Here is a 25919-nt window from a genome sequence, read left to right as displayed (position 1 = left end):
ATGAGTGATATCTGGAACCGACTGAAGGATCACCGCAAATCTCAGGGTGCGCAGCGCATTGAGGCGCTGTTTGAGGCCGATCCCTCGCGTGCCTCCACTTTTTCGACCAGCGCCGAGGGGCTGGTTTTCGATTGGTCCAAGACCCTGATTGACGCGCGCGCGCGCGACCTGTTGCTGGAACTGGCGACCCCGGTACCTGCCCGCCGCGAGGCGATGTTTAGCGGCGAGCGCATCAATGAGACCGAAGATCGCGCCGTTCTGCACACAGCTTTGCGCAATCTTGGCGGCAGCGTCATGGTGGACGGTCAGGATGTGATGCCCGAGGTGCGCCGCACGCATGAGCGGATGCGCGGTTTTGCCAATGCCGTGCGTGATGGCAGCTTTGCGGGGCAGGGCGGACGTATTACCGATGTCATCAATATCGGTATCGGCGGTTCGGACCTGGGTCCGGCGATGGCGGTGCGGGCGCTTGCCCCCTGGCATGACGGACCGCGCGTGCATTTCGTCTCGAATGTGGACGGGGCGGATATCGCCGATACGCTCAAGGGCCTTGATCCGGCGACGACGCTGGTGATTGTTGCCTCTAAAACCTTCACCACCATCGAAACCATGACCAACGCCCGCACGGCGCTGGACTGGATGAGCAAAAGCGTGGCGCAACCGGCTGCCCAATTCGCGGCGCTTTCTTCGGCTGTGGCACGTACCGCCGAATGGGGCATCGACGAATCGCGCGTCTTTGGGTTCGAAGATTGGGTCGGTGGCCGCTATTCGGTGTGGGGCCCGATCGGGCTGTCGCTGATGATCGCCATCGGTCCCAAGCAGTTCGACCGTTTCCTTGCTGGTGGCGCGGAGATGGATCAGCATTTCCGCCAGGCTCCGCTGGCTGAAAACCTGCCGGTGCTTCTGGCGCTGGTTGGCATTTGGCATCATCAGATCTGTGGCTACGGCACGCGTGCCGTGCTGCCCTATGACAACCGTCTGGCGCGGCTGCCCGCCTATCTGCAGCAGCTTGAGATGGAATCGAACGGCAAGCGCGTCTCGATGGACGGCAGCGACCTGACCCTGCCCTCGGGTCCGGTGGTCTGGGGTGAGCCGGGCACCAACGGCCAGCACGCGTTCTACCAGCTTATCCATCAGGGCACGGCGGTCGTGCCTTGCGAATTCATCATCGCCGCGCAGGGGCATGAACCCGAGCTGGCCCATCATCACCTGTTGCTGATTGCCAATTGCCTTGCGCAGTCCGAGGCGCTGATGCGCGGTCGTTCGCTGGACGAGGCGCTTGAGATCATGCGCGCCAAGGGTCTGACCGGGGCCGAGCTTGAGCGTCAGGCACGCCACCGGGTTTTCCCGGGGAACCGCCCCTCGACCACGCTGCTGATCCCCGAACTCTCGCCCTATACGCTGGGCCAGATCGTCGCGCTGTACGAACATCGCGTGTTTGTCGAGGGCGTGATTCTGGGCATCAACAGCTTTGACCAATGGGGGGTCGAACTGGGTAAGGAACTGGCGCTTAAGGTCGCCCCGCTGCTTGAGGGTAAGCCATCTCCGGGTCATGATCCTTCGACCGAACATCTCGCGGCGCTGATCCGCGCGGCGCGGGGCTGAGACCTTTGTTTAGAGCTTTCATGTTCAAGGGGCGGTGCGTCAGGCGCCGCCCCGGTCGTTTCGGGGTTCGCCGGTTTCCGCATTGATGGCCGCTGCGGGATTGACCCGGGCGATACTGGAATTAGCCTTGCTGGCGCAACAGGGAAGGGTAAGCCATGGATCTGATGGCGAAAGTGACGGAACTGGTGGGTGGCGCGATGGTCAGGATGCGGCGTCGTGGCGCGCCGCGCACAGCGGCGCTTGGCCCAGCCCCTGCTATCCCCGAGGCGAAAAAACAAGGCATCATGACCCTGAAGATGCCGACCGCGCGCGGCTGGGCACCGGGCCAATTGCCCAAGGCTGCCCCGGGCCTGCGCGTCAACGCATTTGCCCGCGACCTGCAGCATCCACGCTGGATCGAGGTTTTGCCGAACGGCGATGTGCTGGTAGCAGAGGCGCTGCAAGAGGCTTCTGCCCCGAAAACGCTGCTTGACCGGGCGACGCAGGCGACCATGCGTCGCGCCCGGGCCTTGGGGAAAAGCGCCAACCGCATCACGCTGCTGCGCGACAATGAGGGCAGTGGCGTGGCCGGGACGCGCGAGATCTTTCTGGAAGGTCAGCGTCAGCCGTTCGGCATGGCTCTGGTGGGCGAGACTTTCTATGTCGGTAATACCGACGGGATTGTTGCGTTTGACTATCAGCCCGGCGCGACCCGGCTGAATGGCCCGGGCAGGCGGCTGGTCGAGTTCCAGCCGGGCGGGCACTGGACGCGGAGCCTGATCGTCTCGCCCGACCACAGACGGCTATATTGCGGCGTCGGCTCGCTGACCAATATTGCTGACGAAGGCATGGAGGCAGAGGAAGGCCGCGCCGCGATTTGGGAGCTTGATCTGGAATCCGGCCATGCCCGTATATTCGCCTCGGGCCTGCGCAACCCCGTTGGTCTGGCGTGGGAGCCGGTGACGGGCGCGTTGTGGACCGTGGTAAACGAACGCGACGGGCTGGGCGATGAGACCCCGCCCGATTATCTGACCTCGGTGCGGGATGGGGCCTTTTACGGCTGGCCGTGGTGCTACTGGGGTCAGACCGTCGATGACCGGGTGCCGCAGAACCCCGCGGCTGTCGCCCGCGCGATTACCCCGGATTATGCACTTGGCGGGCATACCGCCTCGCTTGGTCTGTGCTGGATGCCCGAGGGCACGTTGCCCGGTTTCCCGGACGGGATGGTGATCGGACAGCACGGCTCGTGGAACCGCTCGACCCTGTCGGGCTACAAGCTGATCTTTGTGCCTTTCCAGAACGGGCGTCCCTCGGGGCCGCCTCGGGACATCCTGTGGGGTTTTCTGTCCGAGGACGAGAAATATTCCTATGGTCGCCCGGTCGGTGTCACCATCGGCCCTGACGGCCGTTCGCTGCTGATGGCGGATGATGTGGGTGATGTGATCTGGCGGGTCAGCGCGGCCTGACCCGCCGGATCAGAACCATTGTCCGGGCTCCATCAACCCGAAATCCATCAACTGCTGTGAATTCCAGCGGAAGGGGTATGAGTTTCGCCAGCGAAAGGAACGGATATGCTCGCGTGAGCCGGGGTTCCTGACCAGCGCCTTGGCCACCCGGAACGAGGCGACGGCAGCGGTCAGATTGTTGTGCCATGGGCAGGAATAGGTGTTGTATTCCTCGTCATTAAAGCGGTGGTCGAGCAACAGCCGCAGCTTGGGCTGGCTGCGAAACAGTGCGATCCTGTCGATGCGACGGCGGTCAGGAGGCACATGCTCTTCGAACCGCCAGCGTAGCCCGCCATGAAAATCCAGCTGCCGCTCTTTTTGGTGACCATTCCGGTCCTGACGGCCAAGCGCGTAATAGCCGGTCCGGTCGAACATTGCCTCATCAATGCTGACGGCATTGGGGAAGCGCTCCAGATCCGGGGCATAGAGGTCGATGACATAGGTCAGCATCGCGCGCCGGCGTTCCTCGGCGTGAAAGGCCAGCATCTCGCCTACGGTGCGGCTTTCCGAAAAGGGATAGAACAGGAATTCTGCGTTGTAGCCGTAGTAAAGCCAGGTGTCATCCGGCACGGCTTCAAGCACCCGGTTAACAGCCGTGACATGGGCGTCGTTGCGGCGGGAATCGTGGCGCAGGTTGACGATGCGTGCCGCCGCCTCTTCGGGGATAAGCTTCTGAGGCAGGGGTTCGGGCGAAAGCGCAAGGATCAGCCTGAAACCTGCCTTGAAGTGATGGGCAAGGGTCTCTGTGACGGCCGCGTCATCCTCGATCAGCAGGATCGCGATCGGGCCCTTGATCAGCCGGTCGCGGTTATGGGTCAGGAACTCGACTAGGCTGGGAAAGCTCATGGCAGAGCAGCCTTTATCTGTTCAAGCACCTCGGCGGCGGCCTGGGGGTTTTCGGCCACGCGGTCGATCAGCGCGGTCAGTTCGGCCTTGCGCTCGGCCGAAAGGGTCGAGGCATCAACGATGGCACGCACCTTGGCGGCGTCGAACCCTTCCGGGGTCAGGGCGGCGTCGATTTCGACCACGGTGCTTGCGGCTTCGCCGGCTGCACGGGTGGCACTTGCGGCCTCGCGCGCGGCGGTGCCTGCCGCCACGGCGGCTTCGCCCGCCTGTTCGGGAGCAGCATTGGCGTCGGCTGCTGCATCTGCGGCGCGATCAGCGGCGGCAATGGCGGCCTCTGCCGCGGCCTGGGCCTGATCGGCGGCAGAGCTGGCCGGGGCGATGGCGGCATTCTGGGCCGAGGCGGCGGCCTCGGCGGCTGTGTCGGCCGCAATCGCTGCGGCGTCAGCTGCGGCATCGGCGGCGGCATTGGCGCTTTCCTGTGCCGGCGTGATGGCCTCGGGCACCGCCGGTGCCGGCTCAGTCGCGGCGGGCGGGGTGGCCTCGCTGGCGGTTTTCCTTAGCTGCCAATACCATACGCCTCCAGAAGCTGCGGCTAGAACGACGATTAGAACAAGGAACTTTTTCATGCAGGACTCCGTCAGGACTGCGGCAGATCAGCTTTCTATGCCATGTCGCAGCAGGGGAGAAAAGCATTCGGACGAGGCTGGCGGTCAACTGTAGCCATCCCGCCCGTCAACCCCCGCAAGAGAGAGGCGCAAACCTTGCCCTGCCTATCGAATCCAGTTGAAAATCCGGGTGCGGATGGCTATCTAACCGACCGGAACCCCCCGGCAATAAAAGGAAGACAGCCATAGCCCGCAGACCGCATAACGCTCCGCCCACCCGTGATACTGGTCCCCGCGTTAACGAGCGCATCCGAGTCGCTGAAATCCGCCTGATCGGCGCCGACGGCGAGAATGTCGGGATCGTGCCACCCGCCCGCGGACTGGAGCTTGCACAGGAAGCCGGGCTGGATCTTGTCGAGATTTCCCCGAACGCTACGCCCCCGGTCTGCAAGATCATGGACCTGGGTAAGTTCAAATACGAACAGCAAAAGCGTGAGGCCGAGGCCCGCAAGAAGCAAAAGACAATAGATATCAAGGAGATCAAGTTCCGCCCCGGGACTGATACCCATGATTACGACGTCAAGATGCGCTCGGTCATGAAGTTTCTGGCCGAAGGCGACAAGGTCAAGATCACGCTGCGTTTCCGTGGCCGCGAAATGGCTCACCAGCAGATCGGGCTTGAGCTTCTGAACCGGATCGCCGCCCATGTCGGCGAGGCAGGCAAGGTCGAATCGATGCCCAAGCTGGAAGGGCGTCAGATGGTCATGATGATCTCGCCGAAATAAGGGGCTTTGTGATGGCAGCCGAGGTGACGATTCTGGTTCTGCGTGAACCGGGTGCCGATCCGGCGCTGCCATTGCCCGAATACCAGACCAGCGGCTCTGCGGGTGCTGACCTGCGGGCCGATCTGGGCGGGGCCGAGCTGGTGCTTGAACCCGGCCAGATCAAGCTTGTGCCCACGGGGCTGCGTGTGCAGATCCCCGAGGGGTACGAGATGCAGATCCGACCCCGTTCAAGCCTTGCACTTAAGCATGGTGTGACCCTGCCGAACACCCCCGGTACAATCGACAGCGACTATCGCGGCCCGCTGGGGGTCATCATGATCAATCTTGGCGCGCAGCCCTATGCCATCCAGCATGGCGAGCGGATTGCTCAGGCCGTGGTCGCTCCGGTGACACGTGCCAGTTATGTCCTGACCGGGTCTTTGACCGAGACGGCGCGCGGCGCGGGCGGTTTCGGTTCGACCGGGCGGGCCTGAGGCCCGTGCTGATCCTCATTCTCATGGCGGCTCTGCTGGTGGCGGGGCGTCTGTTGGGCTGGCCTGCCCGGCGCGGCTGGGCAGCGGTCGCGGCCCTATGGCTGGCTGCCATCGCTGTTCTGGCGCTGATGCCTCAAAGCGCACTTGCCCGACTGATCGGCGGCGACATTCGTATTTGGGTGCTGGGCGGTGTGGTTGTGGCGCTGGTGCTTGGCTATCGGTTGGTGCTGCGCCATTTGCATCGTCGCGCCATCCCCCTGCCTGAAAAGCCTGCGGCTGTGGAAAGCATCTCCAGCGGCCCGCTTTCTGGCCCCGAGCTGGACCGTTATGCCCGCCATATTGTCTTGCGCGAACTTGGTGGACCGGGGCAAGCGGCGCTAAAGCGCGCGCGGGTGCTGGTCGTCGGTGCGGGCGGCCTGGGTGCGCCGGCCTGTCTGTATCTTGCTGCAGCCGGGGTAGGCCGGATCACCCTTGCTGATGACGACCGCGTCAGCCTGTCGAACCTGCAACGGCAAGTGATCTTTCGCAGCGCCGATGATGGCCGCTTCAAGGCCGAGGCAGCCCGCGATGCCATGCTGGCCCTGAACCCGCATATCGAGGTGACCGCCCTGACCCGCCGCGTGACCGAGTCTGATGCGGAGCTGATCGCCGGACATGATCTGGTGCTGGATGGCACTGACAGTTTTTCCGCGCGTCTTGCGGTGAACGCTGCATGTGTCGCGGCGGGCGTGCCGCTGATCGCAGGCGCCATCGCGCAATGGGAGGGGCAGGTCACGTTGTGGGATCCGCGCCGCGGTGCACCTTGCATGGCCTGCATCTTTCCTCAGGCTCCGGCCTCCGGCCTTGCTCCGGCCTGTGCCGAGGCGGGCGTTGCTGGCCCTTTGCCCGGCATCATCGGCAGCATGATGGCGCTGGAGGCGGTCAAGCTGATCGCGGGGGCGGGTGAGCCACCGCGTGGGCGGATGCTGATCTTTGACGGGCTTTACGGCGAAAACCGGGTGATCAAACTTTCGCGCCGTGATGATTGTGCGGTCTGCGGCTCTGGACATTTCCGCGCGGGCTGAAACACTCGCGGCCAACCGGAACAGGAGGCTCGCATGAACCCCGAACTGACCCATTGGACCGGCCCGCTGGGCCTGCCGCGTTTTGATCTGATCCGCGACGAGGATTTTGCCCCCGCCTTTGACGCCTGCCTGACCGAAGCCGAAGCGGCGGTCGAGGCTATCGCCGCGAACCCCGCTCCGCCAAGCTTTGCCAATATCGTCGCGGCGCTCGAGACGGCAGAAGAGCCGCTGAACAGGCTCTGCGCGATCTTTTTCACGCTGGTTGGTACCGACTCCAACCCTGCGCGCGAAGATTTGCAGCGCCGCATCGCCCCGCGTCTGGCCGCGCATGGCAGCAAGGTCAGCATGGATCCGCGTCTTTTCGACCGGGTCGAGGCGGTGATGCAGGACGCGGATGCTCTTGCCCCCGAGGATCGGCGTCTGACGGAACTGACCTTGCGCGGGTTGCGTCGGGCCGGAGCGGGGCTGACTGGCGAGGCGCGCAAGCGCATGGCCGCCATCCGCGAACGGCTGGCCGTGCTCTCGACCGAGTTTTCACAAAATGTGCTGGTTGATGAGCGTGAGTTTGTGCTGGAGGTCGCAGATGACCATCTGGCTGGCCTGCCTGATTGGCTGATCCGTGCCATGCGGGCTGCGGCACGCGAACGGGGGCGGCAGGGGCAGGTGGTGACGCTTAACCGGTCCCTGATCGTACCCTTTCTGGAATATGCGGAAGATCGCGCCTTGCGCGAGGTTGCGTGGAGGGCCTGGACTGCGCGCGGCTCGGGGCAGGGGGCGGGCGGGGCTGCGACCGACAACCGCCCCATCGCTGCCGAGATCTTGCAACTGCGGCACGAACGGGCGCAGTTGCTCGGCTATGAGGATTTCGCCAGCTACAAGCTTGAGCCCGAAATGGCCCGAAGCGCCGAAAACGTCGAGGCGCTGCTGACCGAGGTCTGGACCGCCGCCCGAACCCGGGCCGAGGCTGATGCGGCCCGCCTGACCGAGATGCTGCGTGAGGATGGCGTCAACGGTGCGCTGGAACCCTGGGACTGGCGCTTTTATGCGGGACGTCGGCGGCGGGCCGAGCATGATCTTGATGAAGCTGAGGTTAAGCCCTACCTGACGCTGTCTGCCATGCTGGACGCGGTTTTCGACACTGCGCGTCGGCTTTTCGACATCGAGCTGCATGAGATCAGTGCGCCTCTTTGGTCACCCGATGTGCGGGCGTGGGAAGTGGTGCGTGACGGCCGGCACATGGCGGTCTTTGTCGGTGATTACCACGCGCGGCCCGGCAAACGCTCGGGGGCTTGGTGCTCGGCCCTGCAACAGCAACACAAGATCGGACAGGGGCAAAGGCCGATCGTCGTCAATGTCTGCAACTTTACCCCGCCCGAGGCCGAGGGTGAGCCCGCGTATCTGTCCTGGGACGATGCGCATACGCTTTTCCACGAATTCGGCCATGCGCTGCATCATATCCTGTCGGATGTGACCTGGCCTTCGATGTCGGGGACGTCGGTCGCGCGCGATTTCGTCGAACTGCCAAGCCAGCTGTTTGAACATTGGCTGGAGCAGCCCGAGGTTCTGGATCGTCATGCGCGCCATGCCCAGACCGGCGCGCCACTGCCGGCAGATCTGCGTGACCGTCTGCTGGCGGCGGGGAATGCCGAACAGGGCTTTGCGACGGTTGAGTATCTGGAAAGCGCGCTTGTCGATCTGGCCTTTCATCGGGGCGCCCCGCCTGCCGACCCGATGGCACGTCAGGCCGAGGTTCTGGCGGAACTGGGTGCACCCACAGCCATTCCGATGCGCCATGCCACGCCCCATTTCGCGCATGTCTTTTCCGGTGATGGCTATTCGTCGGGCTATTACAGCTACATGTGGTCCGAGGTGATGGACGCCGACGCATTCGAGGCCTTCCTTGAAAAAGGCGATGCCTTTGATCCCGAGATTGCCGCGCGGCTTGAGGAATGGATCCTCTCGAAAGGCGATTCTTTGCCTGCTGATGAACTTTGGTTGAAATTCAGGGAACGAAAACCGGGGGTTCACGCTTTGTTGAAAGGACGCGGCCTTCTGGCCAAGACCAGCTGACAACAAGGGAGACCACCATGACTTTTCGCAAACCGCTTTTTGTCCTTGCCGCCATGGCCGGCCTGGGCCTTGTCGCCGCCTGCGACCAGACCTCTCCGGCTAACCCCGAGCCAACCCCGGGTCCGATTGCCCAGGATAATGCGCTGAACGGGACGTATAACCTGCTTGAATCGAATTGCGGGGATGCTGCCAGCGACAAGAGCCTGGTGATTGATGGCAACAAATTCATTTTCCCCGGTGCTTCCTGCACTGTGGCGAATTCGGAACAGCAGGTGAACCGTACGCGTGTAACCCTGTCCTGTGATGGCACGCCGGGCGGTAACCGGGTGGTCGATCTGCAACTTCGGCCCGGGGTGCTGCGCCTGACCGAAAATTCGCTGACCCTGACCTATCATCAGTGCAGCAAGGCAGCGGCCAGCAGTGATGCGCTGGTCGGGCAGACGCTGTAAAACTGCGATTCCCTCTCTCTCGGCTGGCCGCCCCTATACGGGGCGGCTTTTCAATTGCTACGAGTAATTGCGCGCCCGCACTCCCCCATAAAGATTTACCGGCAGTATATTTGGTCAGGGCAGGTGCAAACCTGTTGCCCGGAAAAACTGGCACGCCTTATCATTTCCGGGTCCCGAGCAGGGAAACTGGTCACCCCTCGGGCAGGAGGTTATTCATGTCGTTGCCTGGTACCGCCCGCATGAAAAGCGTTGATGAGATCCCGATAGATAAGCTGGGATTGCTGCATTACCTTTCGAATTACGAAAAATATATCGGTCCCATCCGGACGCAGCCGTTAAAATTTCTGGAACTGGGTGTCGCGCGCGGGGATTCGCTGAAATATTGGGAATCCTGGTTGCCGAATGCCGAAATCACCGGACTCGACATCACCCAATGCCCGGCGCATTTTGAAAGCGGTCGGGTGCGCTGCTATGTCGGAGAGCAGCAGGATAAGGCACTGCTGGACCGGGTCGCGGCCGAACGTGCACCCAAGGGGTTCGACGTCATTATTGATGATGCCGCCCATGTCGGGCAATTGGCCCTGATATGTTTCTGGCACCTGTTTGAAAATCATCTGAAACCGGGTGGATTTTACTTTATTGAGGATTGGGGTACCGGATATTGGCCGCAATATCCCGACGGGAAACATTATAGCCCCAAGCCTGTGGCCCTTTCACCTCATGAAAGGCTGCTTGACCGATTGCATAAATCACGCGCAGTGCAGACAATATATCCGCTGCGCAAGCTGACGGGCTGGATACGCTGGAATCTGGTGCGGCGGCGTTTTGGCGGCCACGACCGTGGCATGGTCGGTTTCGTCAAAGAACTGATCGACGAATGCGGTGCCGAGGACATGACCCATCCCGATTTTGGCACCGGTACGCCCCGCCGTTCGCGGTTTGACTGGATGCGTATCTCACTGGGTCACGTCGTGATTCGCAAAGCTGACGATGGGGCTGCCTAGTCGCGGATTTCGTCAGCATCGACGCCCCAGATTGCGGTTTTGGGCACCCAGCCTTTTTCTCCGCCGCCAGAGACCCGGCACCAGTCGATATTGCATTCATGCAGCCGGACGATAGCCCCGGCCTCGGCCCGTGCGATGACGTTGGCACGCGGCTCGGGGCGGGACAGCAAATCCAGCATATCCCTGGTCACAATGGCGGTGCGCACCCCCGACAGCAGCGAATAATGCACCCAACCGCCGGCACCGTCCTGATCCTCTACCCGGCGCCACTGGCCGAATTCGGCCACCACGCGCAGGGGCATCCCGGCATGCCGAAACACCCAGTCGATGCGATGGGACAGGCTGGGACCGCGCCGGGCGTTGCCTTCGTCCCCTTTCAGGCTGACATAGCGCGGCAACGGCAGGTTGGTGACCGGTCCGCGGTTCGGATCGCGCTCTCTGTCCTGATTACGGCTAATTGTCGCATCAGCCGACAGCCCCCCGATCTCTTTGGAGTCGAGTTTTTCGCCGGGGTTGGTCGTTTGCCCCAGCGCGGCCGTTCCAAAAATCGCTCCGGCAGCCAATATCGCGGTGCCCAGCCAAGCCTGTCCTTGCTTCATCTGCCCGTCCTGCTTGTTCGGGGTCTTGTGCCTGCCCCGCATCGCGGGCACTTTGCCAAAAGCCGCCCGGCTTTGGAAGAGAGGAGCGACCATGCCAGCCGTTCATGCGACCGATCCGACCCGCTCGCGCCTTAAAGTTACCGTGACCCGTCGCCTGCCAGAGGCGGTCGAGACCCGGATGTCCGAGCTTTTCGACGTGTCCCTGAACGCCGATGACCACAAGATGGACCGCGACGAACTGGTCGCGGCGATGCGGGTCTCGGACGTGCTGGTGCCGACGATCACCGACCATGTCGATGCCGCGATGCTGGCGCAGGCCGGGGACCGGCTGAAACTGATCGCCAACTTTGGCGCAGGCGTGGATCATATCGACGTCCACTCTGCCCGTCAGCGTGGCATCCTTGTCAGCAATACCCCCGGCGTTGTGACCGAGGATACCGCTGATATGGCCATGGCGCTGATCCTTGCGGTGACCCGCCGTATTCCCGAGGGGCTGGCTGAGATGCAGGCCGGGCGCTGGCAGGGCTGGTCCCCGACCGCGCATCTGGGCGGGCGACTGGGCGGACGCCGGCTTGGTATCCTGGGTATGGGACGTATCGGTCAGGCCGTAGCGCGGCGGGCCAATGTCTTTGGCATGCAGGTTCATTACCACAACCGCCGCCGCCTGCGTCCCGAGGTCGAGGCAGAGCTGCAGGCGACCTGGTGGGAAAGCCTGGACCAGATGCTGGCGCGTATGGACATCGTCAGCGTGAACGCACCGCATACGCCTTCGACCTTCCACCTGCTGAATGCGCGGCGATTGAAGCTGCTTAAGCCGACGGCGGTGGTCATCAACACTTCGCGCGGTGAGGTGATCGACGAGAACGCTTTGACACGCATGCTGCGCGCGGGTGAGATCTCTGGTGCGGGTCTCGACGTTTTCGAACATGGGCATGAGATCAACCCGAGGCTGCGCGAGCTGCCGAATGTCGTTCTTTTGCCGCATATGGGCTCGGCCACGGTCGAAGGGCGGGTCGAAATGGGTGAGAAAGTCCTGATCAATATCAAGACATTCGCTGACGGGCACCGCCCGCCGGACCTTGTGGTGCCTTCGATGCTGTGACCAGAGCGCCCCGGTTAGCCGGGGCGTCTGCGTCTGGCGGGGTGCTGTTTCGTCATGTCGCTTTTGCGCAAGAACATGTCGCGCAGAAGATCGGCTTGCCGCGCGGTTCCGGCTCTAATCATCTTCAGAGAATATCATGCGCGAAACTGAGGAGTCGCTTGCCATGAAAACCCATGTGAAGGCCCTGGTGGTCGGAGGCGGCGCCGTTGGCTGCGGCATCGCGCTGCATCTTGCCCGTGCGGGGTGGGAGACGATGCTTGTCGAGCGTGATGAGCTGACCGCCGGTTCGACCTGGCATGCTGCGGGGCTTTTGCCGCTGTTCAACATGGGTTACGCGACAACCCATATCCACGACTATTCGGTCAAGCTTTATGCCGGGCTTGAGGCCGAGACGGGGCTGAACGCCGGCTTTACCCGCTGCGGCAACCTGCGCATGGCGCAGACGCAAGAGCGGATGGATGAGTATATGCTCTATTCCGCCACTGCCGAGACGGTGGGGATCGAGCATGAGTTCCTGACGCCCCAGCAGATCAAGGAACGCTGGCCGCTGGTTCGGACCGATGACCTCAAAGGCGCGCTGTTCCATCCGACCGATGGCTATATCAACCCCGCTGACGTGACCCAGGCGATGGCGCGCGCAGCCCGCATGGCCGGCGCCACCATCGAACGCAAGATCCAGGTGAATGCCTATCGCTGGACCGGCGATGAATGGATCGTGACCTGCGAAAAGATGATCGAAAAGGGCGGCAACCTTGTCCCCTCGGGTGAGCAGTTTGAGATCCGCGCCGAGCATGTCGTGACTGCGACGGGCAACCACGCGCAGCGCACCGCCCGCCTGCTTGGGATCAAGATCCCCGCCATCCCGGTCGAGCACCAGTATATCGTCACCGAGCCGGACCCGGCGCTGGTGAAATGGCGTGCCGAGGGCAACCCCGAACATCCGGTTCTGCGCGATGCCGATGCCAAATGGTACGTGCGCGAGGAACGCGGCGGCTGGATCCTTGGCCCCTATGAGCGTAATGCCCCTGCGCGTTTCCTTTACGACGTGCCGGAAAGCTTCCGCGCCGACCTTTTCCCGCTGGATCTTGAGCGGATCGAGGAAGAGTACATGTCGATGATCCACCGGCTTCCGACCTCGGAAACCGTGGGTCTCAAGGACGATTTCAACGGCCCGATCTGCTATACGCCCGACGGCAACCCGCTGGTCGGTCCGGCGCCGGGTCTGCGCAACATGTGGCTGGCCGAAGGTTTCAGCTTTGGCATCACCGCTGCGGGTGGCACCGGCCATTATCTGGCGCAGATGATGACCGAGGGCGAGGCCGAGATCGACATGGCTAGCCTTGATCCCCGCCGCTTTGGCCAGTGGATGACCACCGAATATGCGGCGCGCAAGAACGAAGAGGCTTACGAGCACGTCTTTATCCTGCACCACCCGGACGAAGAGCGCGATGCCTGCCGCCCGCTGCGCACCGCCCCGGCCTATGACCGGCAGAAAGAGGCGGGGGCGCAATTCGGTCAGGTCAATGGCTGGGAGCGCCCGAACTATTACGCTCCGGCCGGTTTCGATGACCATGCTGCGCGCAGCTTCCGTCGTGGCGGCTGGTGGCAATATGCCAAGGAAGAGGCCGAGGCGATCCGCAACACTGCCGGTCTGATCGACGCATCTGCCTTTGCCAAGCACCGGGTTTACGGCAAGGGGGCGACGGCGTTCCTTGACTGGTTCACGACCAACAAACTGCCCAAGGTCGGTCGCATCAACCTGACCTATGCGTTGACTGAAACCGGGACTACCCGCACCGAATATACCATCGTGCGGCTGGCCGAAGATGACTACTACCTGATTTCGGCCGGGGCCTGGGCAGATTACGACGGCGACAACCTGCGCAAGCTGGCCGAGGATATGGAAGGTCAGTTTGGTCCGGTGATCGTGCAGGATATCACCACGCAATGGGGTGTCTTTGCCCTTGCCGGCCCGAACAGCCGCGCCATTCTCAAGGAACTGGTGCGCGATGCTGACCCCGAAACGGTCCTGGGCAACAAGCGGTTCCCCTGGCTGTCGATGCGCAATATCGAGCTGGGCATGTGCCCGGTGCGTGCCATCCGCGTCGCCTATACCGGCGAACTGGGATGGGAGCTGCATCACCCGGTCGAATTTGGCCGCTATCTCTGGGATCAGCTGGTCGCAGCGGGCGAAAAGCACGGGCTGAAACTGGTCGGTGCCCGCGCCCAGAACTGGCTGCGTCAGGAGAAATCCTACCGCGCCTTCGGTACCGAACTGGGCCGCGATGCGACCCCGCTTGAGGCTGGTCTGGATCGCTTTGTCGATCTGGAGAAAGACTTCAACGGCAAACAGGCGATGCTGGACAAAGGTATCCGCGCGAAATGCGTCACCCTGCTGATTGATGGACCTGCCGATGCTGATCCTTGGGGCCGCGAGGCGCTTTATGCGCAGGACGGCACGCGGATTGGACGCCTGACTTCGGGTGGCTGGTCGGCCGCTTTCGGCAAGTCAATCGGCATGGGCTATGTCCGTCCCGATCTGGCCGAGCCGGGCACCAAGCTTAAGGTTCGCATGCAGCGCGAACTGTGGGATGCCGAGGTCACGGTGGACAGCCCCTATGACCCCGAGAACGCCCGTATCCGTGTCGACGGCTGATTTCTCCTCCCGCAGCCAGGACACTGGGAAGGCCCGGACCATCAGGTCCGGGCCTTTCCCGTTTCAGCGCAGCTTGGCAAGGTGACGGTCCAGATCGTCCCGCAGTGCCACCCGTTCTTCGGGGGACAGGAACGCGCCCAGCTCGACCTCGCGCCGGCCATCGGTCAGGACCAGATAATCATCGACCGGGCCGTTATGGCGCAGCGAGGTGCGCACCCAATAGGGGTTGGTGCGCCAGACCCGCTCTTTGCGGCCCGGATCTCTGCGGGTCAGGATCAGGCGGTCGCGGTCCAGAATCATCCGCTCATGCGCGGCGCTGTAGCTGCGGGTGATTGCATGCCACAGCGCCCAAAGCGCCAGCACCGCAAAGGGCAAAAGCCCCCACAGCACCGCCGAGCCGACAGTTGCAAGCAGGGGAAAGGCCAGACCGGCTGCGGTCACCCCGATCACCCAGACAAAGCCCCGACGCGGCAGCGAGCGATGCGGCCAGATATCAAGCTGAAAGCAGACGGCCCCGGATTTCTCCGGGGCCGTTTCATGCCATGAATAGGGCATAGCTTTGGCTTGCGCGATTAATGCGCGTGGGAGTGGTCCCAATCCTCGCGCTTGGGCAGCGTCTCGAAGGTGTGCTCCGGAGGCGGCGAGGGCAGGGTCCATTCCAGCGTATCGGCATACTCGTTCCAGTAGTTCGGCACGTTCACGCGCTTGCCGGCGAAGAGGGTGTAGAACACCACGCCGATGAAGAACAGGAACGAGGCGAAGGCGATATAGGCGCCGATCGACGAGATGTTGTTCCAGTAGGCGAACTCGACCGGATAGTCGATGTAGCGCCGCGGCATACCCTGACGGCCCAGAAAGTGCTGCGGGAAGAAGATCAGGTTCGAACCGATGAACATCGTCCAGAAGTGCAGCTTGCCCGCCCATTCAGGGTACTGACGGCCCGACATCTTGCCGATCCAGTAATAGATGCCGGCAAAGATTGCGTAAACCGCGCCCAGCGACATCACGTAGTGGAAGTGGGCAACGACATAGTAGGTGTCGTGATAGACCCGGTCCAGAGGAGCCTGGCTCAGTACCACGCCGGTCACGCCGCCGACGGTGAACAGGAACAGGAAGCCAAAGGCCCAGAGCATCGGCGTTTTGAACTCGATCGAGCCGCCCCACATCGTGGCGATCCACGAAAAGACCTTGATGCCGGTCGGCACGGCGATCGTCATGGTCGCCAGCATGAAGTAGGCCTGCTGGGTCAGCGACATACCAGCCGTGTACATGTGGTGCGCCCAGACGACGAAGCCCAGAATACCAATCGCGGCCATGGCCAGCACCATCGGCAGGTAGCCAAAGATCGGCTTGCGCGCGAAGGTCGAGATAACGTGGCTGATGATGCCAAAGCCCGGCAGGATGATGATATAGACCTCGGGGTGGCCAAAGAACCACAGGATGTGCTGATACAGCACCGGGTCGCCGCCACCGGCCGGATCAAAGAAATGCGTGCCAAAGTTGCGATCCATCAGCAGCATGGTGATCGCGCCCGCCAGAACCGGCAGCGACAGCAGGATCAGCCAGGCAGTGATAAAGACCGACCAGGCAAACAGCGGCACCTTGAACAGCGTCATGCCGGGCGCGCGCATGTTCAGGAAGGTGGTGATGATGTTGATCGCGCCAAGGATCGACGAGGCACCCGAGACGTGGACGGCAAAGATTGCCAGATCCATCGAATAGCCGGCCTCGGTGGTCGACAGCGGTGGGTAAAGCACCCAGCCCACACCCGAACCCAGCTGGTCCGAACCGCCTGGCGCCAGCAGCGAGGCAATGCCAAGCGCCACACCGCAGACATACATCCAGTAGGACAGGTTGTTCAGCCGCGGGAAGGCCATGTCCGGGGCGCCGATATGCAGCGGCATGAAATAGTTGCCAAAGCCGCCAAACAGTGCCGGGATGACCACGAAGAACATCATGAGCACACCGTGATAGGTGATCATGACGTTCCACAGATGCCCGTTAGGCGTGCATTCGGCCGAGGCGTCGGCAATGAAGCGCGCGCCCTCAAGGCACATGTACTGGACGCCGGGGTGCTGCAGCTCCATCCGCATGTAGACGGTGAAGCAGACCGAGATCAGGCCGACGATGCCGGCCGTGAACAGGTACAGGATCCCGATATCCTTGTGGTTTGTTGACATGAACCAGCGGGTGAAAAACCCGCGGGTGTCATGATGGTCACCGTGGCCGTGAACGGCTGCGTCTGCCATGCGTAGACTCCCTAGACATGCGGCTGGCCGGCCCAAGGGCCAGCGGACTCGGCTGTTTCTTAGACCACAATCCCACCCCTCGCAATGCGGAGAAAGGACTAAAAGTCGCACCCCTGCGCGGTTTTGTCGCAAACAGGGGCGCGGTGTGATCTGCTTACTGCGCCTCGGCCGGAGCAGCGGCCCCGGCTTCGCCCTCTGCTCCCGCCTCGGGCGAGTTCTCGGCAAGGAAGGCTATCACATCGGCCTGATTCTTGGCCAACTTGAAAGTCATCTTGGTCTTGAGCGCAGCATCGCCGACTTTTTCCGCAACATATTTGTTGGGGTCGGTGATATAGGCGGCCAGATCCTCGGTGGTCCAGACCTCTCCGGCCTCGCCAAGCTTGATCAGCGCGTCCGAGTATTTGAACCCTTCTTCGGTGCCAGCTTTGCGCCCGACCACGCCATAAAGGTTCGGCCCCGTTTTGCCGCCTTTGACGATATTGGTGCCATCAGGTGCCTGAACCATGTGGCAGGCCTTGCACTTGTTGAATTCCTTCTGGCCTTTGACGGGATCACCCGCGTCTTGTGCCATGGCGGGCAGGGCAAGGGTCATGGCGGCAAGAGTGGCACAGATGCTGATCTTCATCGGTCAATCCTCTTGGGTATCATTATTATCGGGGAACGGACCTCTCCGCCTCCCGATGACAGGGCTACCATGCGTCACGGCGAGCGAATACAGGAAAAAGGTCGCAGTTCCGGCAAGGGTGAATTTGCCGCAGAGCGAAAATCAGCCTTCGAACGGCGGAAAATGGCGCGTGAAGGTTGCGCGCAGGGCGAGGTCCAGGTCCTCCATCCCCACCGGCAGGCCCATGTCCACCAGACTGGTCACGCCATGACCCGAGATGCCGCAGGGCACGATGCCGGAATAATGGTCAAGATCCGGTTCGACATTGATCGAGATGCCGTGAAAGCTGACCCATTTGCGCAGTTTGACACCGATGGCGGCGATCTTGTCCTCGCGCATTGAACCGTCGGGCAGGGGTGTCTTGTCAGGCCTGGCGATCCAGACGCCGACGCGTCCGTCGCGGATCTCGCCCCTGAGGTTGAACTCGGCCAGCGCATCTATGACCCATGATTCCAGCGCCTTGACAAAGGCGCGCACGTCGCGGCCCCGTCGGTTGAGATCCAGCATCACATACACGACGCGCTGTCCCGGGCCATGATAAGTATATTGTCCGCCACGTCCGGTTTCATGGACGGGAAAGCGCGCGTTCAGCAGATCGGCCGCCCGAGCCGATGTCCCGGCAGTGTAAAGGGGCGGATGCTCGACCAGCCAGACAAGTTCCCCCGCCGTGCCAGCCGCAATGGCGGCGGCGCGCGCCTCCATGAAGGCCACGGCTTCAAGATAATCGGTCAGGCCGGGGGCGGTCATCCATTCGGTCATGCGGGGCGAGATAATCCCCGCCGCTCTTTGCCGCAAGAGGGCAGTCGCGCCGGTAGTTTCCCCGGCGGGTCATGAATTCCATGCAAGATCATTGTGCGGATGTTGAATTTCACTATCTCTTCATCAACGGCTATACAGCCATTTCCATGAAACGCGCGGACCTGGACCATGACCTTGCCCCTTTCTCCGGTTTTTGAGGAACTGCGCGCTGCGGCGCGCCAACGCATCCTGATCCTCGACGGTGCGATGGGGACGCAGATTCAGCAGCTTGGCCTTAGCGAGGATGACTTTGCCGGCCATGGCGCGGGCTGCGGCTGTGGCTGCCATCCCCCCGCACCGGGGGATCACCCGCAAAAAGGCAATAACGACCTTCTGAACCTGACCCAGCCCAAGGCGATCGAAGATATCCATTATCGCTATGCCAAGGCAGGCGCGGATATTGTCGAGACCAATACCTTTTCCTCGACTACCATCGCCCAGGCCGACTATGGGATGGAGGCCGCAGTCTATGATCTGAACCTCCACGGTGCCCGCCTTGTCCGGCAGGCGCTGGATCGCGCCACGGCCGAGGATGGCCGCAGGCGTTGGGTCGCCGGGGCATTGGGGCCGACCAACCGCACCGCTTCGATCAGCCCGGACGTGAACAACCCCGGCTATCGCGCTGTGACCTTTGATGATTTGCGCGTCGCTTATGCGCAGCAGGTCCGGGGCCTGATCGAGGGAGGCGCCGATCTTTTGCTGATCGAGACCATTTTTGACACGCTGAACGCCAAGGCCGCAATCTTTGCCTGCGAAGAGGTGTTTGTCGAAAAGGGCCTGCGCCTGCCCGTAATGATCTCTGGTACGATCACCGACCTTTCCGGTCGTACGCTGTCGGGTCAGACGCCGACTGCTTTCTGGTATTCGACCCGCCACGCCACGCCGATCACCATCGGGCTGAACTGCGCACTTGGCGCCGCCGCCATGCGTCCGCATCTGGCCGAGCTTTCCGCTGTCGCCGATACGCTGATCTGTGCCTATCCCAATGCCGGTCTGCCGAATGAGATGGGGCAGTACGACGAATCGCCTGAGGATATGGCGGCGCAAGTGGCGGAATTTGCGCGCGAGGGGCTGATCAACGTGGTTGGCGGCTGCTGCGGCTCGACCCCCGATCATATCTCGGCCATCGCCCGCGCCGTTGAAAACCTGCCGCCCCGCGCGATCCCCGAGATTGAACCGCGCCTGCGCCTGTCGGGGCTGGAGCCTTTCGTCAAGACGGACGATATCCCCTTCGTCAACGTGGGCGAACGTACGAACGTCACCGGCTCGGCACGTTTCCGCAAGCTGATCACCAATGGCGATTACGCGGCAGCGCTGGACGTGGCCCGCGATCAGGTCGAGAACGGTGCCCAGATCATCGACGTCAACATGGACGAGGGCCTGATCGATTCGAAACAGGCGATGATCGACTACCTGAACCTGATCGCGGCCGAACCCGATATCGCCCGCGTGCCGGTGATGATCGACAGCTCGAAATGGGAGGTGATCGAGGCCGGGCTGAAATGCGTTCAGGGTAAGGCAATCGTCAACTCGATCAGCCTCAAGGAAGGCGAAGAGAGCTTCCTTGAGCATGCCCGGCTATGCCGTCGCTATGGTGCGGCGGTGGTGGTCATGGCCTTTGACGAGACCGGACAGGCCGATACCGAGAATCGCAAGGTCGAGATCTGTTCCCGCGCCTATGACCTGCTGGTCAACAAGATCGGCTTCCCGCCCGAAGACATTATTTTTGACCCCAACGTCTTTGCTGTCGCCACCGGCATCGAAGAGCATGACAACTATGGCCTGGATTTTATCGGGGCCGCACGGCGCATTACCCAGCAGTTGCCGCATGTTCACGTGTCAGGCGGGGTCTCAAACCTGTCGTTCAGCTTTCGCGGAAATGAACCCGTGCGCGAGGCGATGCACGCTGTCTTCCTATATCACGCCATTCAGGCGGGGATGGATATGGGCATCGTCAACGCCGGTCAGCTTGCGGTCTATGATCAGATCGACGCCGAACTGCGCGAGGCCTGCGAAGATGTGGTGCTGAACCGCAAGCCTGCCAGGGGCGGGACGGCGACCGAAAACATGCTTGAGATCGCCGGACGCTTCCGCGGTGAAGGCGGGGCCAGGGCGCGTGAAAAGGACCTCACCTGGCGCAGCTGGCCGGTCGAAAAGCGCCTTGAACATGCTCTGGTCAACGGCATCACCGAATATATCGACGAGGATACCGAGGAAGCGCGCCAGAAGGCCGAGCGTCCCCTGCATGTCATCGAAGGTCCGCTGATGGCCGGGATGAACGTGGTCGGCGATCTTTTCGGTTCGGGCAAGATGTTCCTGCCGCAGGTGGTGAAATCGGCGCGGGTGATGAAACAGGCCGTGGCGCATCTTCTGCCTTATATGGAGGCCGAAAAGGCCGGCAATGGTGGGGCAGGCAGCGCCGGCAAGGTGCTGATGGCGACAGTCAAGGGTGACGTCCACGACATCGGCAAGAACATTGTCGGTGTCGTCCTTGCCTGCAACAACTATGAGATCATCGACCTTGGCGTGATGGTCCCGGCGACCAAGATCCTTGAGATCGCCAAGGCTGAAAAGGTCGATATCATCGGCCTGTCGGGTCTGATCACCCCGTCCTTGGACGAGATGGTCCATGTCGCCTCTGAAATGGAGCGTGAGGGCTTTGACATTCCGCTGCTGATTGGCGGGGCGACGACCAGCCGCGTGCATACGGCGGTCAAGATCCATCCGAAATACGCGCGCGGGCAGGCGGTCTATGTCACTGACGCAAGCCGGGCAGTGGGCGTCGTGGGCAATCTGCTTTCGGGTCAGAAGAATGCCTATGTCGAAACCATTCGCGCCGAATATGTCGAGGTTGCAAACAAGCACGCCCGGGCCGAGGCTGACAAGAAACGTCTGCCGCTGGCGACCGCGCGCGATAATGCGTTGCAGATCGACTGGACGGGCTATGAGGCCAGGGCCCCTGAATTCCTGGGCGCCCGGGTGATCGACGATTTCGATCTGGCCGAAATCGCGCGCTATATCGACTGGACTCCGTTCTTCCAGACCTGGGAGCTGAAGGGCGTCTACCCGCGCATCCTTGAGGATGAAAAGCAGGGTGAGGTCGCGCGGCAGCTGTTCAGCGATGCTCAGGCGATGCTTAAGCGGATCATCGACGAGAAATGGTTCCACCCGCGCGCGGTCATCGGCTTCTGGCCGGCGAACCGGGTCGGAGATGATATCCGGCTTTATACGGGCGAGGATCGTGGTGAGGCTTTGGCGACGCTGCACACGCTGCGTCAGCAGGTCACCAAGCGTGACGGCCGCCCGAATGTCGCGCTGGCCGATTTCGTCGCCCCCGAGGGCCACCGGGATTATGTCGGTGGTTTCGTGGTGACCGCCGGGGGCGAAGAGCAGGTGATCGCCGACCGCTTCAAAGCCGAGCATGACGATTTCTCGGCGATTATCGTGCAGGCCCTGGCCGACCGCTTTGCCGAGGCTCTGGCCGAGATGATGCATGAACGGGTGCGCCGTCAGTACTGGGGCTATGCCGACGAGAATTTTACCCCCGAAGAGCTGATTGCCGAACCGTACAAGGGCATCCGCCCCGCGCCCGGCTATCCGGCCCAGCCCGATCACACCGAAAAGGTAACGCTGTTCAATCTGTTGGATGCGACGACTGCAACGGGGGTCGAACTGACCGAATCAATGGCGATGTGGCCCGGCGCGTCGGTCTCGGGTCTTTATATCGGCCATCCCGAGGCCTATTATTTTGGTGTTGCCAAGGTCGAGCACGATCAGGTTCTGGACTATGCAGCACGCAAGGGCATGTCGGTTTCCGAGGCCGAGCGTTGGTTGGCGCCGATCCTGAACTATGTCCCGCAGGCGGCAGTGGCCGCAGAATGAAATAAAGCTGCGGCGGGTGAAAAATGCCTCTTTTCATCCGCCGCGCAAGCGTCTAGAAGCCGCCTTGCTACGGATGCGGTCGTGGCGGAATTGGTAGACGCGCAGCGTTGAGGTCGCTGTTCCTTAACCGGAGTGGAAGTTCGAGTCTTCTCGACCGCACCATCACTTTTCAGAGATATTCTGAGAATCGCTGGCCTTGGGATCACTAGGGTCTATAGGGTCATGGTCTAGCGCCCTCACATCTTTCCGCCATGTTACTTTCATGCCTGCCTATTAATGGCTTGTGGTTACGAATAGCCCGCTGGAAATGGGCATCCAAGCTCTTGCGATTGGACATGTAACCGGGCAGGCGATGGTTTGAGGTCCTGAACTGCCTTAAAGATCGCCTCATGGCATGGCATGGCATGGCATGGCATGGCATGGCATGGCATGGCATGGCCTGCACTGCTCTTCTTGTGGACAAGCTGCGAATCCCACACTGATGTCCCCGGAACCCCGCCAGCCCCTGCGCGTTGCTCCTGAATGCCGCGCCAGGCGGCGATGTCAGTGGAGGAGTTGTCTTATGAAAACGCTGCAGGACGCTTTCGAACACACGTTGCAAGATATCTATTGGGCCGAGAACGCCTTGTCGAAAGCTCTGCCCAAGGTAGCAAAATCGGCCAACAATGCGGAACTGAAGGTCGCCATCGAGGACCATCTGACGGAGACCAAAGGCCATATCAAGACCCTTGAGGCGGTGTTCAAGTCTATCGGAAAAAAGGCCGAGGGCGAGAAATGCGATGCCATGGACGGTCTTCTGAAAGAGGCGGACGGGCTGATCGAAGAGGCCTCGGGTCATGCGCTGGACGTGGCGCTGATCGGTGCCGCGCAGGCGGTCGAGCATTATGAGATCGCCCGCTATGGCACCCTGCGCGAATGGGCCAAGGTGCTGGGTCATGAAGAGGCGCATACGTTGCTGACCTCGATTCTTGACGAAGAGAAGGCTGCGAACTCCAAGCTTACCGCATTGGCCGTGATGGCGGTGAATGAGGGCGGGAAAGCGTCGAAAAAATAGCGCAGCTCATAAAATTTGCCGCGCGATTGACTGTCTTGAACACATCTGATTGCTAGCCCGCCCTGCGTTTTTCCGGGCGGGTTTTGCATCGGGACGACGTCTGTGAAGGCTGCATCATCGATGTATGGTGCGGTTGAAGCGTCCTGCATGTCAGAGCGAATGGCGTGGTAAGATGTCGAATGTTTATGTCTAAATCAATCTCTTTGACTATAAGGCCAATCCCTCTGGCTGGATGCTTCGATTTCTGCAAACTCATTTCCAATACATGCTGATCATGTCAGCCATGGGGCGTTGCTACCTGTGCTTTTCTTGGCCGAGGGAAAGGTCGGTCGATTGATCGTCGTCTTTGTGTTCAGAAAGAATAATGCAACCAAAAGTTGCTAATACATGATCGGCAAAACCGAAAGGTGCAGAATCAAAACCGGCTAATTGGATACTTTCTGCCCTGCAATTCAATCATTGCGTGTTTTTATGGGGGTCGCGCGCAGTTTCCCAGGAATTACGCGGCGTCACTTTCGGGCTGAAGGTGGTATCATAATACTGAGAAGGGCAGGGGATCTTGTTGGTGCTGCATCTTTTTTTGTGATCCACAGGCAGATATCATGGTTATGTTCCGGGCCTTCTGATGGCCGGTCATGGTGCCGATTCATATGATAATTAATTGATATTACTTCATAATAATACATGACTTTGCGCGGCGAGGTCGATGTTGGCGCTGACTGATGCATATGGGTAACTGTCTAAAAAGACACTGGCGCTTATTGAAAAGATGGTGTGATGGTTAATGTAATCGGTGTCCAAATCGGCTGCCGAGGTGACAATTACTCAGTTCGTTCGAGGCCCATATGAAACCGACGGATATTTTGGCGTTTGCGTTCAATGACAGCGCTTGGGACATGGTCCCCATAGGGCTGTTCAAGGCTGTCGCGGCGAAATGTCACGATCTTCATCAGGTTGAGCTGTTGCGATTGGGCGAAAGTCAGGGACCCGCAGACGTACTTCTGATGTGGTCCTGGCTGACTCAGGATGCTGAAAAGCGTTATGCCGCCATGGGTATTTCCGGTCTCAGGCCCTCGGATATCGGGACTGAAGGGAATCTTTGGCTGATCGCCCTGTCAGCACCTGGCGGAGCCGAACATCTGGTTGCGGCCCTTGGTTGGGCCGCAAAGAACCTGCCTGTCGAAGAGGGTAAGGAAAGGTTTCGCTGCCTCGCCCCGATCGAACCGAATGGAAGACCTCAGCCTGTTGTCTTTGCCCATGACGGCAAGGGCGGCGGATCTATCAAACCCATTCATGTCTGAGGGGCATGAATAGTTTTAGGTATGGAGAAAACTAATGGCACAGATCGCCTATGGCGGCATCGCCGGCTTTCTTGGCGGCACCTCGTTCACTGACAGCTACTATCTTACCCCCGAAGGGTATCTTGCGACGGCGGATGGTACGGTAGTCAGTTCCTCTGTATTTTCTCAGGATATTGTGCAGCTTCATCGTACCGCTGACCTGCCCATCATCCCTGATGACTGGACCTCTTGGGCGCCAAATCCCCTGAACAATGAATGGGACGAATACACAATAGGGACTGCACCTTCCGTGGGCTCTGCGTCCATGGTAGACGGGGACGGTATCGATCTTCCCAGCATCAATCCGATCGAACTCGTCCAAGACGACTACGATCATGATACGGTTCATTACGCCTTCGATCCGACGGCGGCGGCATGGCAGGATCTGGCTTATGGCGAGACTCTGACGGTCACCTTTGTCGTCAGCGCACGTGAACGTAACGCATTCGGCACCTTCAACGAATCGGACACCTTCACCGTCACGCTGAACTTTACCAAGGTCTGTTTCGTGCGTGGCACGATGATCGAAACCATCGACGGACCGGTCGCCATTGAGGACATCCGGCCCGGGACGCTGGTCCGGACGATGGACAGCGGTTTCCGCCCGGTAAAATGGATCGGCAGCGCAGTTGTCGGAGGTCATGACAAGCCCATCCCGGCCAATCTGCGGCCTATCCGCATCAGGGCCGGGGCGCTTGGCGCGAATACGCCCGAGACGGATCTTCTTGTCTCGCCGCAGCACCGCATCCTGGTACGCTCGCGTATTGCTCAGCGGATGTTCAGCACCACCGAGGTTCTGGTGGCGGCCAAGCAGCTGTTGCAGGTCGAGGGGATCGACATCGAGACCGGGACAGAGCGGGTCGAATATTTTCACATGATGTTTGACCAGCATGAGATCGTTTTCTCGAACGGCGCACCGACCGAGTCGCTTTATCTGGGCGCGGAGGCTCTTAAAGGGCTGGGCGCTGCGGCGGTGGATGAGATCCTGCAAATCCTGCCCCAACTGCGTGGGGTGCTGGAGGGGCAGGACGCGGTTCAGCCCGTGCGCCTGATGCCTTCGGGCCGCGCGGGGCGCAAGCTGGCGGTGCGTCATATCAGCAACGGCAAGGCCCTGGTCAACTAAGGCTGCGCATCAGATCTGCCAAAGCGGCGGGGCCTTGCCCTGCCGCTTTTTCGTCTGTGTCACCGGC

The 25919-nt window shown here is 61.2% G+C and carries 21 protein-coding genes and 1 tRNA gene; 15 read left to right on the top strand and 7 right to left on the bottom strand.

Annotation, left to right across the window (positions count from 1 at the left end):
• Positions 1–1605, top strand: a complete 1605-nt coding sequence (gene pgi / locus F8A10_RS07510; protein WP_085501136.1) for a glucose-6-phosphate isomerase — start codon at positions 1–3, stop codon at positions 1603–1605.
• A gap of 155 nt (positions 1606–1760) precedes the next feature.
• Positions 1761–3050, top strand: coding sequence for a PQQ-dependent sugar dehydrogenase (locus tag F8A10_RS07505; protein WP_152367005.1), 1290 nt, complete (start codon positions 1761–1763; stop codon positions 3048–3050).
• Positions 3051–3059: 9 nt separating this feature from the next.
• Here the strand turns inward: F8A10_RS07505 and F8A10_RS07500 are convergent, their stop codons facing one another.
• The gene (locus F8A10_RS07500) at positions 3060–3935 is read right to left on the bottom strand and encodes a glycosyltransferase family 2 protein (protein ID WP_010395755.1); all 876 of its coding nucleotides are present in this window, start codon (positions 3933–3935) and stop codon (positions 3060–3062) included.
• Positions 3932–4561, bottom strand: a complete 630-nt coding sequence (locus F8A10_RS07495) for a hypothetical protein (RefSeq protein ID WP_227493355.1) — start codon at positions 4559–4561, stop codon at positions 3932–3934. The genes F8A10_RS07500 and F8A10_RS07495 overlap by 4 nt, the downstream gene beginning before the upstream one ends.
• 224 nt (positions 4562–4785) lie before the next feature.
• Between F8A10_RS07495 and infC the strand changes: the two genes are divergently transcribed.
• The 6 genes from infC (at position 4786) to F8A10_RS07465 (ending at position 10385) form a co-directional block, all read left to right on the top strand.
• Positions 4786–5325, top strand: a complete 540-nt coding sequence (gene infC, locus F8A10_RS07490; protein WP_083825829.1) for a translation initiation factor IF-3 — start codon at positions 4786–4788, stop codon at positions 5323–5325.
• An 11-nt stretch (positions 5326–5336) separates the two neighbouring features.
• Positions 5337–5798, top strand: coding sequence for a dUTP diphosphatase (dut, locus tag F8A10_RS07485; RefSeq protein WP_010395749.1), 462 nt, complete (start codon positions 5337–5339; stop codon positions 5796–5798).
• 23 nt (positions 5799–5821) lie between these two features.
• Entirely contained in the window at positions 5822–6862 is a 1041-nt protein-coding gene (locus F8A10_RS07480; RefSeq protein WP_152367355.1) for a HesA/MoeB/ThiF family protein, read from the top strand.
• A gap of 33 nt (positions 6863–6895) precedes the next feature.
• Positions 6896–8932, top strand: a complete 2037-nt coding sequence (locus F8A10_RS07475; RefSeq protein WP_152367004.1) for a M3 family metallopeptidase — start codon at positions 6896–6898, stop codon at positions 8930–8932.
• Between the two features lie 17 nt (positions 8933–8949).
• A complete protein-coding gene (locus F8A10_RS07470) occupies positions 8950–9381 on the top strand; it encodes a hypothetical protein (protein ID WP_010395743.1) in 432 nt (143 codons plus the stop codon).
• A 215-nt stretch (positions 9382–9596) separates the two neighbouring features.
• Positions 9597–10385: a class I SAM-dependent methyltransferase gene (locus tag F8A10_RS07465; RefSeq protein ID WP_152367003.1), complete on the top strand. Its 789-nt coding sequence runs from the start codon at positions 9597–9599 to the stop codon at positions 10383–10385.
• Here F8A10_RS07465 and F8A10_RS07460 read toward each other — a convergent pair.
• Positions 10382–11077: an SH3 domain-containing protein gene (locus F8A10_RS07460; RefSeq protein WP_319805318.1), complete on the bottom strand. Its 696-nt coding sequence runs from the start codon at positions 11075–11077 to the stop codon at positions 10382–10384. The genes F8A10_RS07465 and F8A10_RS07460 overlap by 4 nt on opposite strands.
• On the opposite strand from F8A10_RS07460, the gene F8A10_RS07455 reads away from it, so the two are divergent.
• Both F8A10_RS07455 and F8A10_RS07450 read left to right on the top strand, forming a co-directional pair.
• Positions 11076–12086: a 2-hydroxyacid dehydrogenase gene (locus F8A10_RS07455; RefSeq protein ID WP_010395736.1), complete on the top strand. Its 1011-nt coding sequence runs from the start codon at positions 11076–11078 to the stop codon at positions 12084–12086. The two genes, F8A10_RS07460 and F8A10_RS07455, sit on opposite strands and share 2 nt — an antisense overlap.
• Before the next feature lie 163 nt (positions 12087–12249).
• A complete protein-coding gene (locus F8A10_RS07450; RefSeq protein WP_010395734.1) occupies positions 12250–14742 on the top strand; it encodes a GcvT family protein in 2493 nt (830 codons plus the stop codon).
• A gap of 63 nt (positions 14743–14805) precedes the next feature.
• Here the strand turns inward: F8A10_RS07450 and F8A10_RS07445 are convergent, their stop codons facing one another.
• The 4 genes from F8A10_RS07445 to lipB all read right to left on the bottom strand — a co-directional run bounded on the left by F8A10_RS07445 (position 14806) and on the right by lipB (position 18414).
• A complete protein-coding gene (locus F8A10_RS07445) occupies positions 14806–15297 on the bottom strand; it encodes a DUF2244 domain-containing protein (RefSeq protein WP_010395731.1) in 492 nt (163 codons plus the stop codon).
• A 17-nt stretch (positions 15298–15314) separates the two neighbouring features.
• Positions 15315–16991: a cytochrome c oxidase subunit I gene (gene ctaD, locus F8A10_RS07440; protein ID WP_010395729.1), complete on the bottom strand. Its 1677-nt coding sequence runs from the start codon at positions 16989–16991 to the stop codon at positions 15315–15317.
• A gap of 154 nt (positions 16992–17145) precedes the next feature.
• Complete coding sequence (locus F8A10_RS07435) at positions 17146–17616, bottom strand: c-type cytochrome (protein WP_010395727.1); 471 nt, start codon at positions 17614–17616, stop codon at positions 17146–17148.
• A gap of 141 nt (positions 17617–17757) precedes the next feature.
• Positions 17758–18414, bottom strand: a complete 657-nt coding sequence (gene lipB / locus F8A10_RS07430; protein WP_010395726.1) for a lipoyl(octanoyl) transferase LipB — start codon at positions 18412–18414, stop codon at positions 17758–17760.
• Between the two features lie 168 nt (positions 18415–18582).
• Here lipB and metH point away from each other — a divergent pair, with 168 nt between their 5' ends.
• The 5 genes from metH to F8A10_RS07405 all read left to right on the top strand — a co-directional run bounded on the left by metH (position 18583) and on the right by F8A10_RS07405 (position 25852).
• Entirely contained in the window at positions 18583–22335 is a 3753-nt protein-coding gene (gene metH, locus F8A10_RS07425; protein WP_152367002.1) for a methionine synthase, read from the top strand.
• A gap of 75 nt (positions 22336–22410) precedes the next feature.
• A tRNA-Leu gene (locus tag F8A10_RS07420) sits at positions 22411–22497 on the top strand.
• A 400-nt stretch (positions 22498–22897) separates the two neighbouring features.
• A complete protein-coding gene (locus F8A10_RS07415) occupies positions 22898–23389 on the top strand; it encodes a YciE/YciF ferroxidase family protein (protein ID WP_010392623.1) in 492 nt (163 codons plus the stop codon).
• Positions 23390–24285: 896 nt separating this feature from the next.
• Entirely contained in the window at positions 24286–24690 is a 405-nt protein-coding gene (locus F8A10_RS07410) for a hypothetical protein (protein ID WP_138918263.1), read from the top strand.
• Between the two features lie 34 nt (positions 24691–24724).
• Complete coding sequence (locus F8A10_RS07405) at positions 24725–25852, top strand: Hint domain-containing protein (protein WP_227493353.1); 1128 nt, start codon at positions 24725–24727, stop codon at positions 25850–25852.
• Positions 25853–25919: the final 67 nt, after the last annotated feature.

The sequence above is a fragment of the Paracoccus kondratievae genome, assembly GCF_009301415.1.
Taxonomy (GTDB): domain Bacteria; phylum Pseudomonadota; class Alphaproteobacteria; order Rhodobacterales; family Rhodobacteraceae; genus Paracoccus; species Paracoccus kondratievae.
The sequence above is the reverse complement of the archived record's forward strand: the minus strand, read 5'-3'. Positions and strand labels throughout refer to the sequence as shown.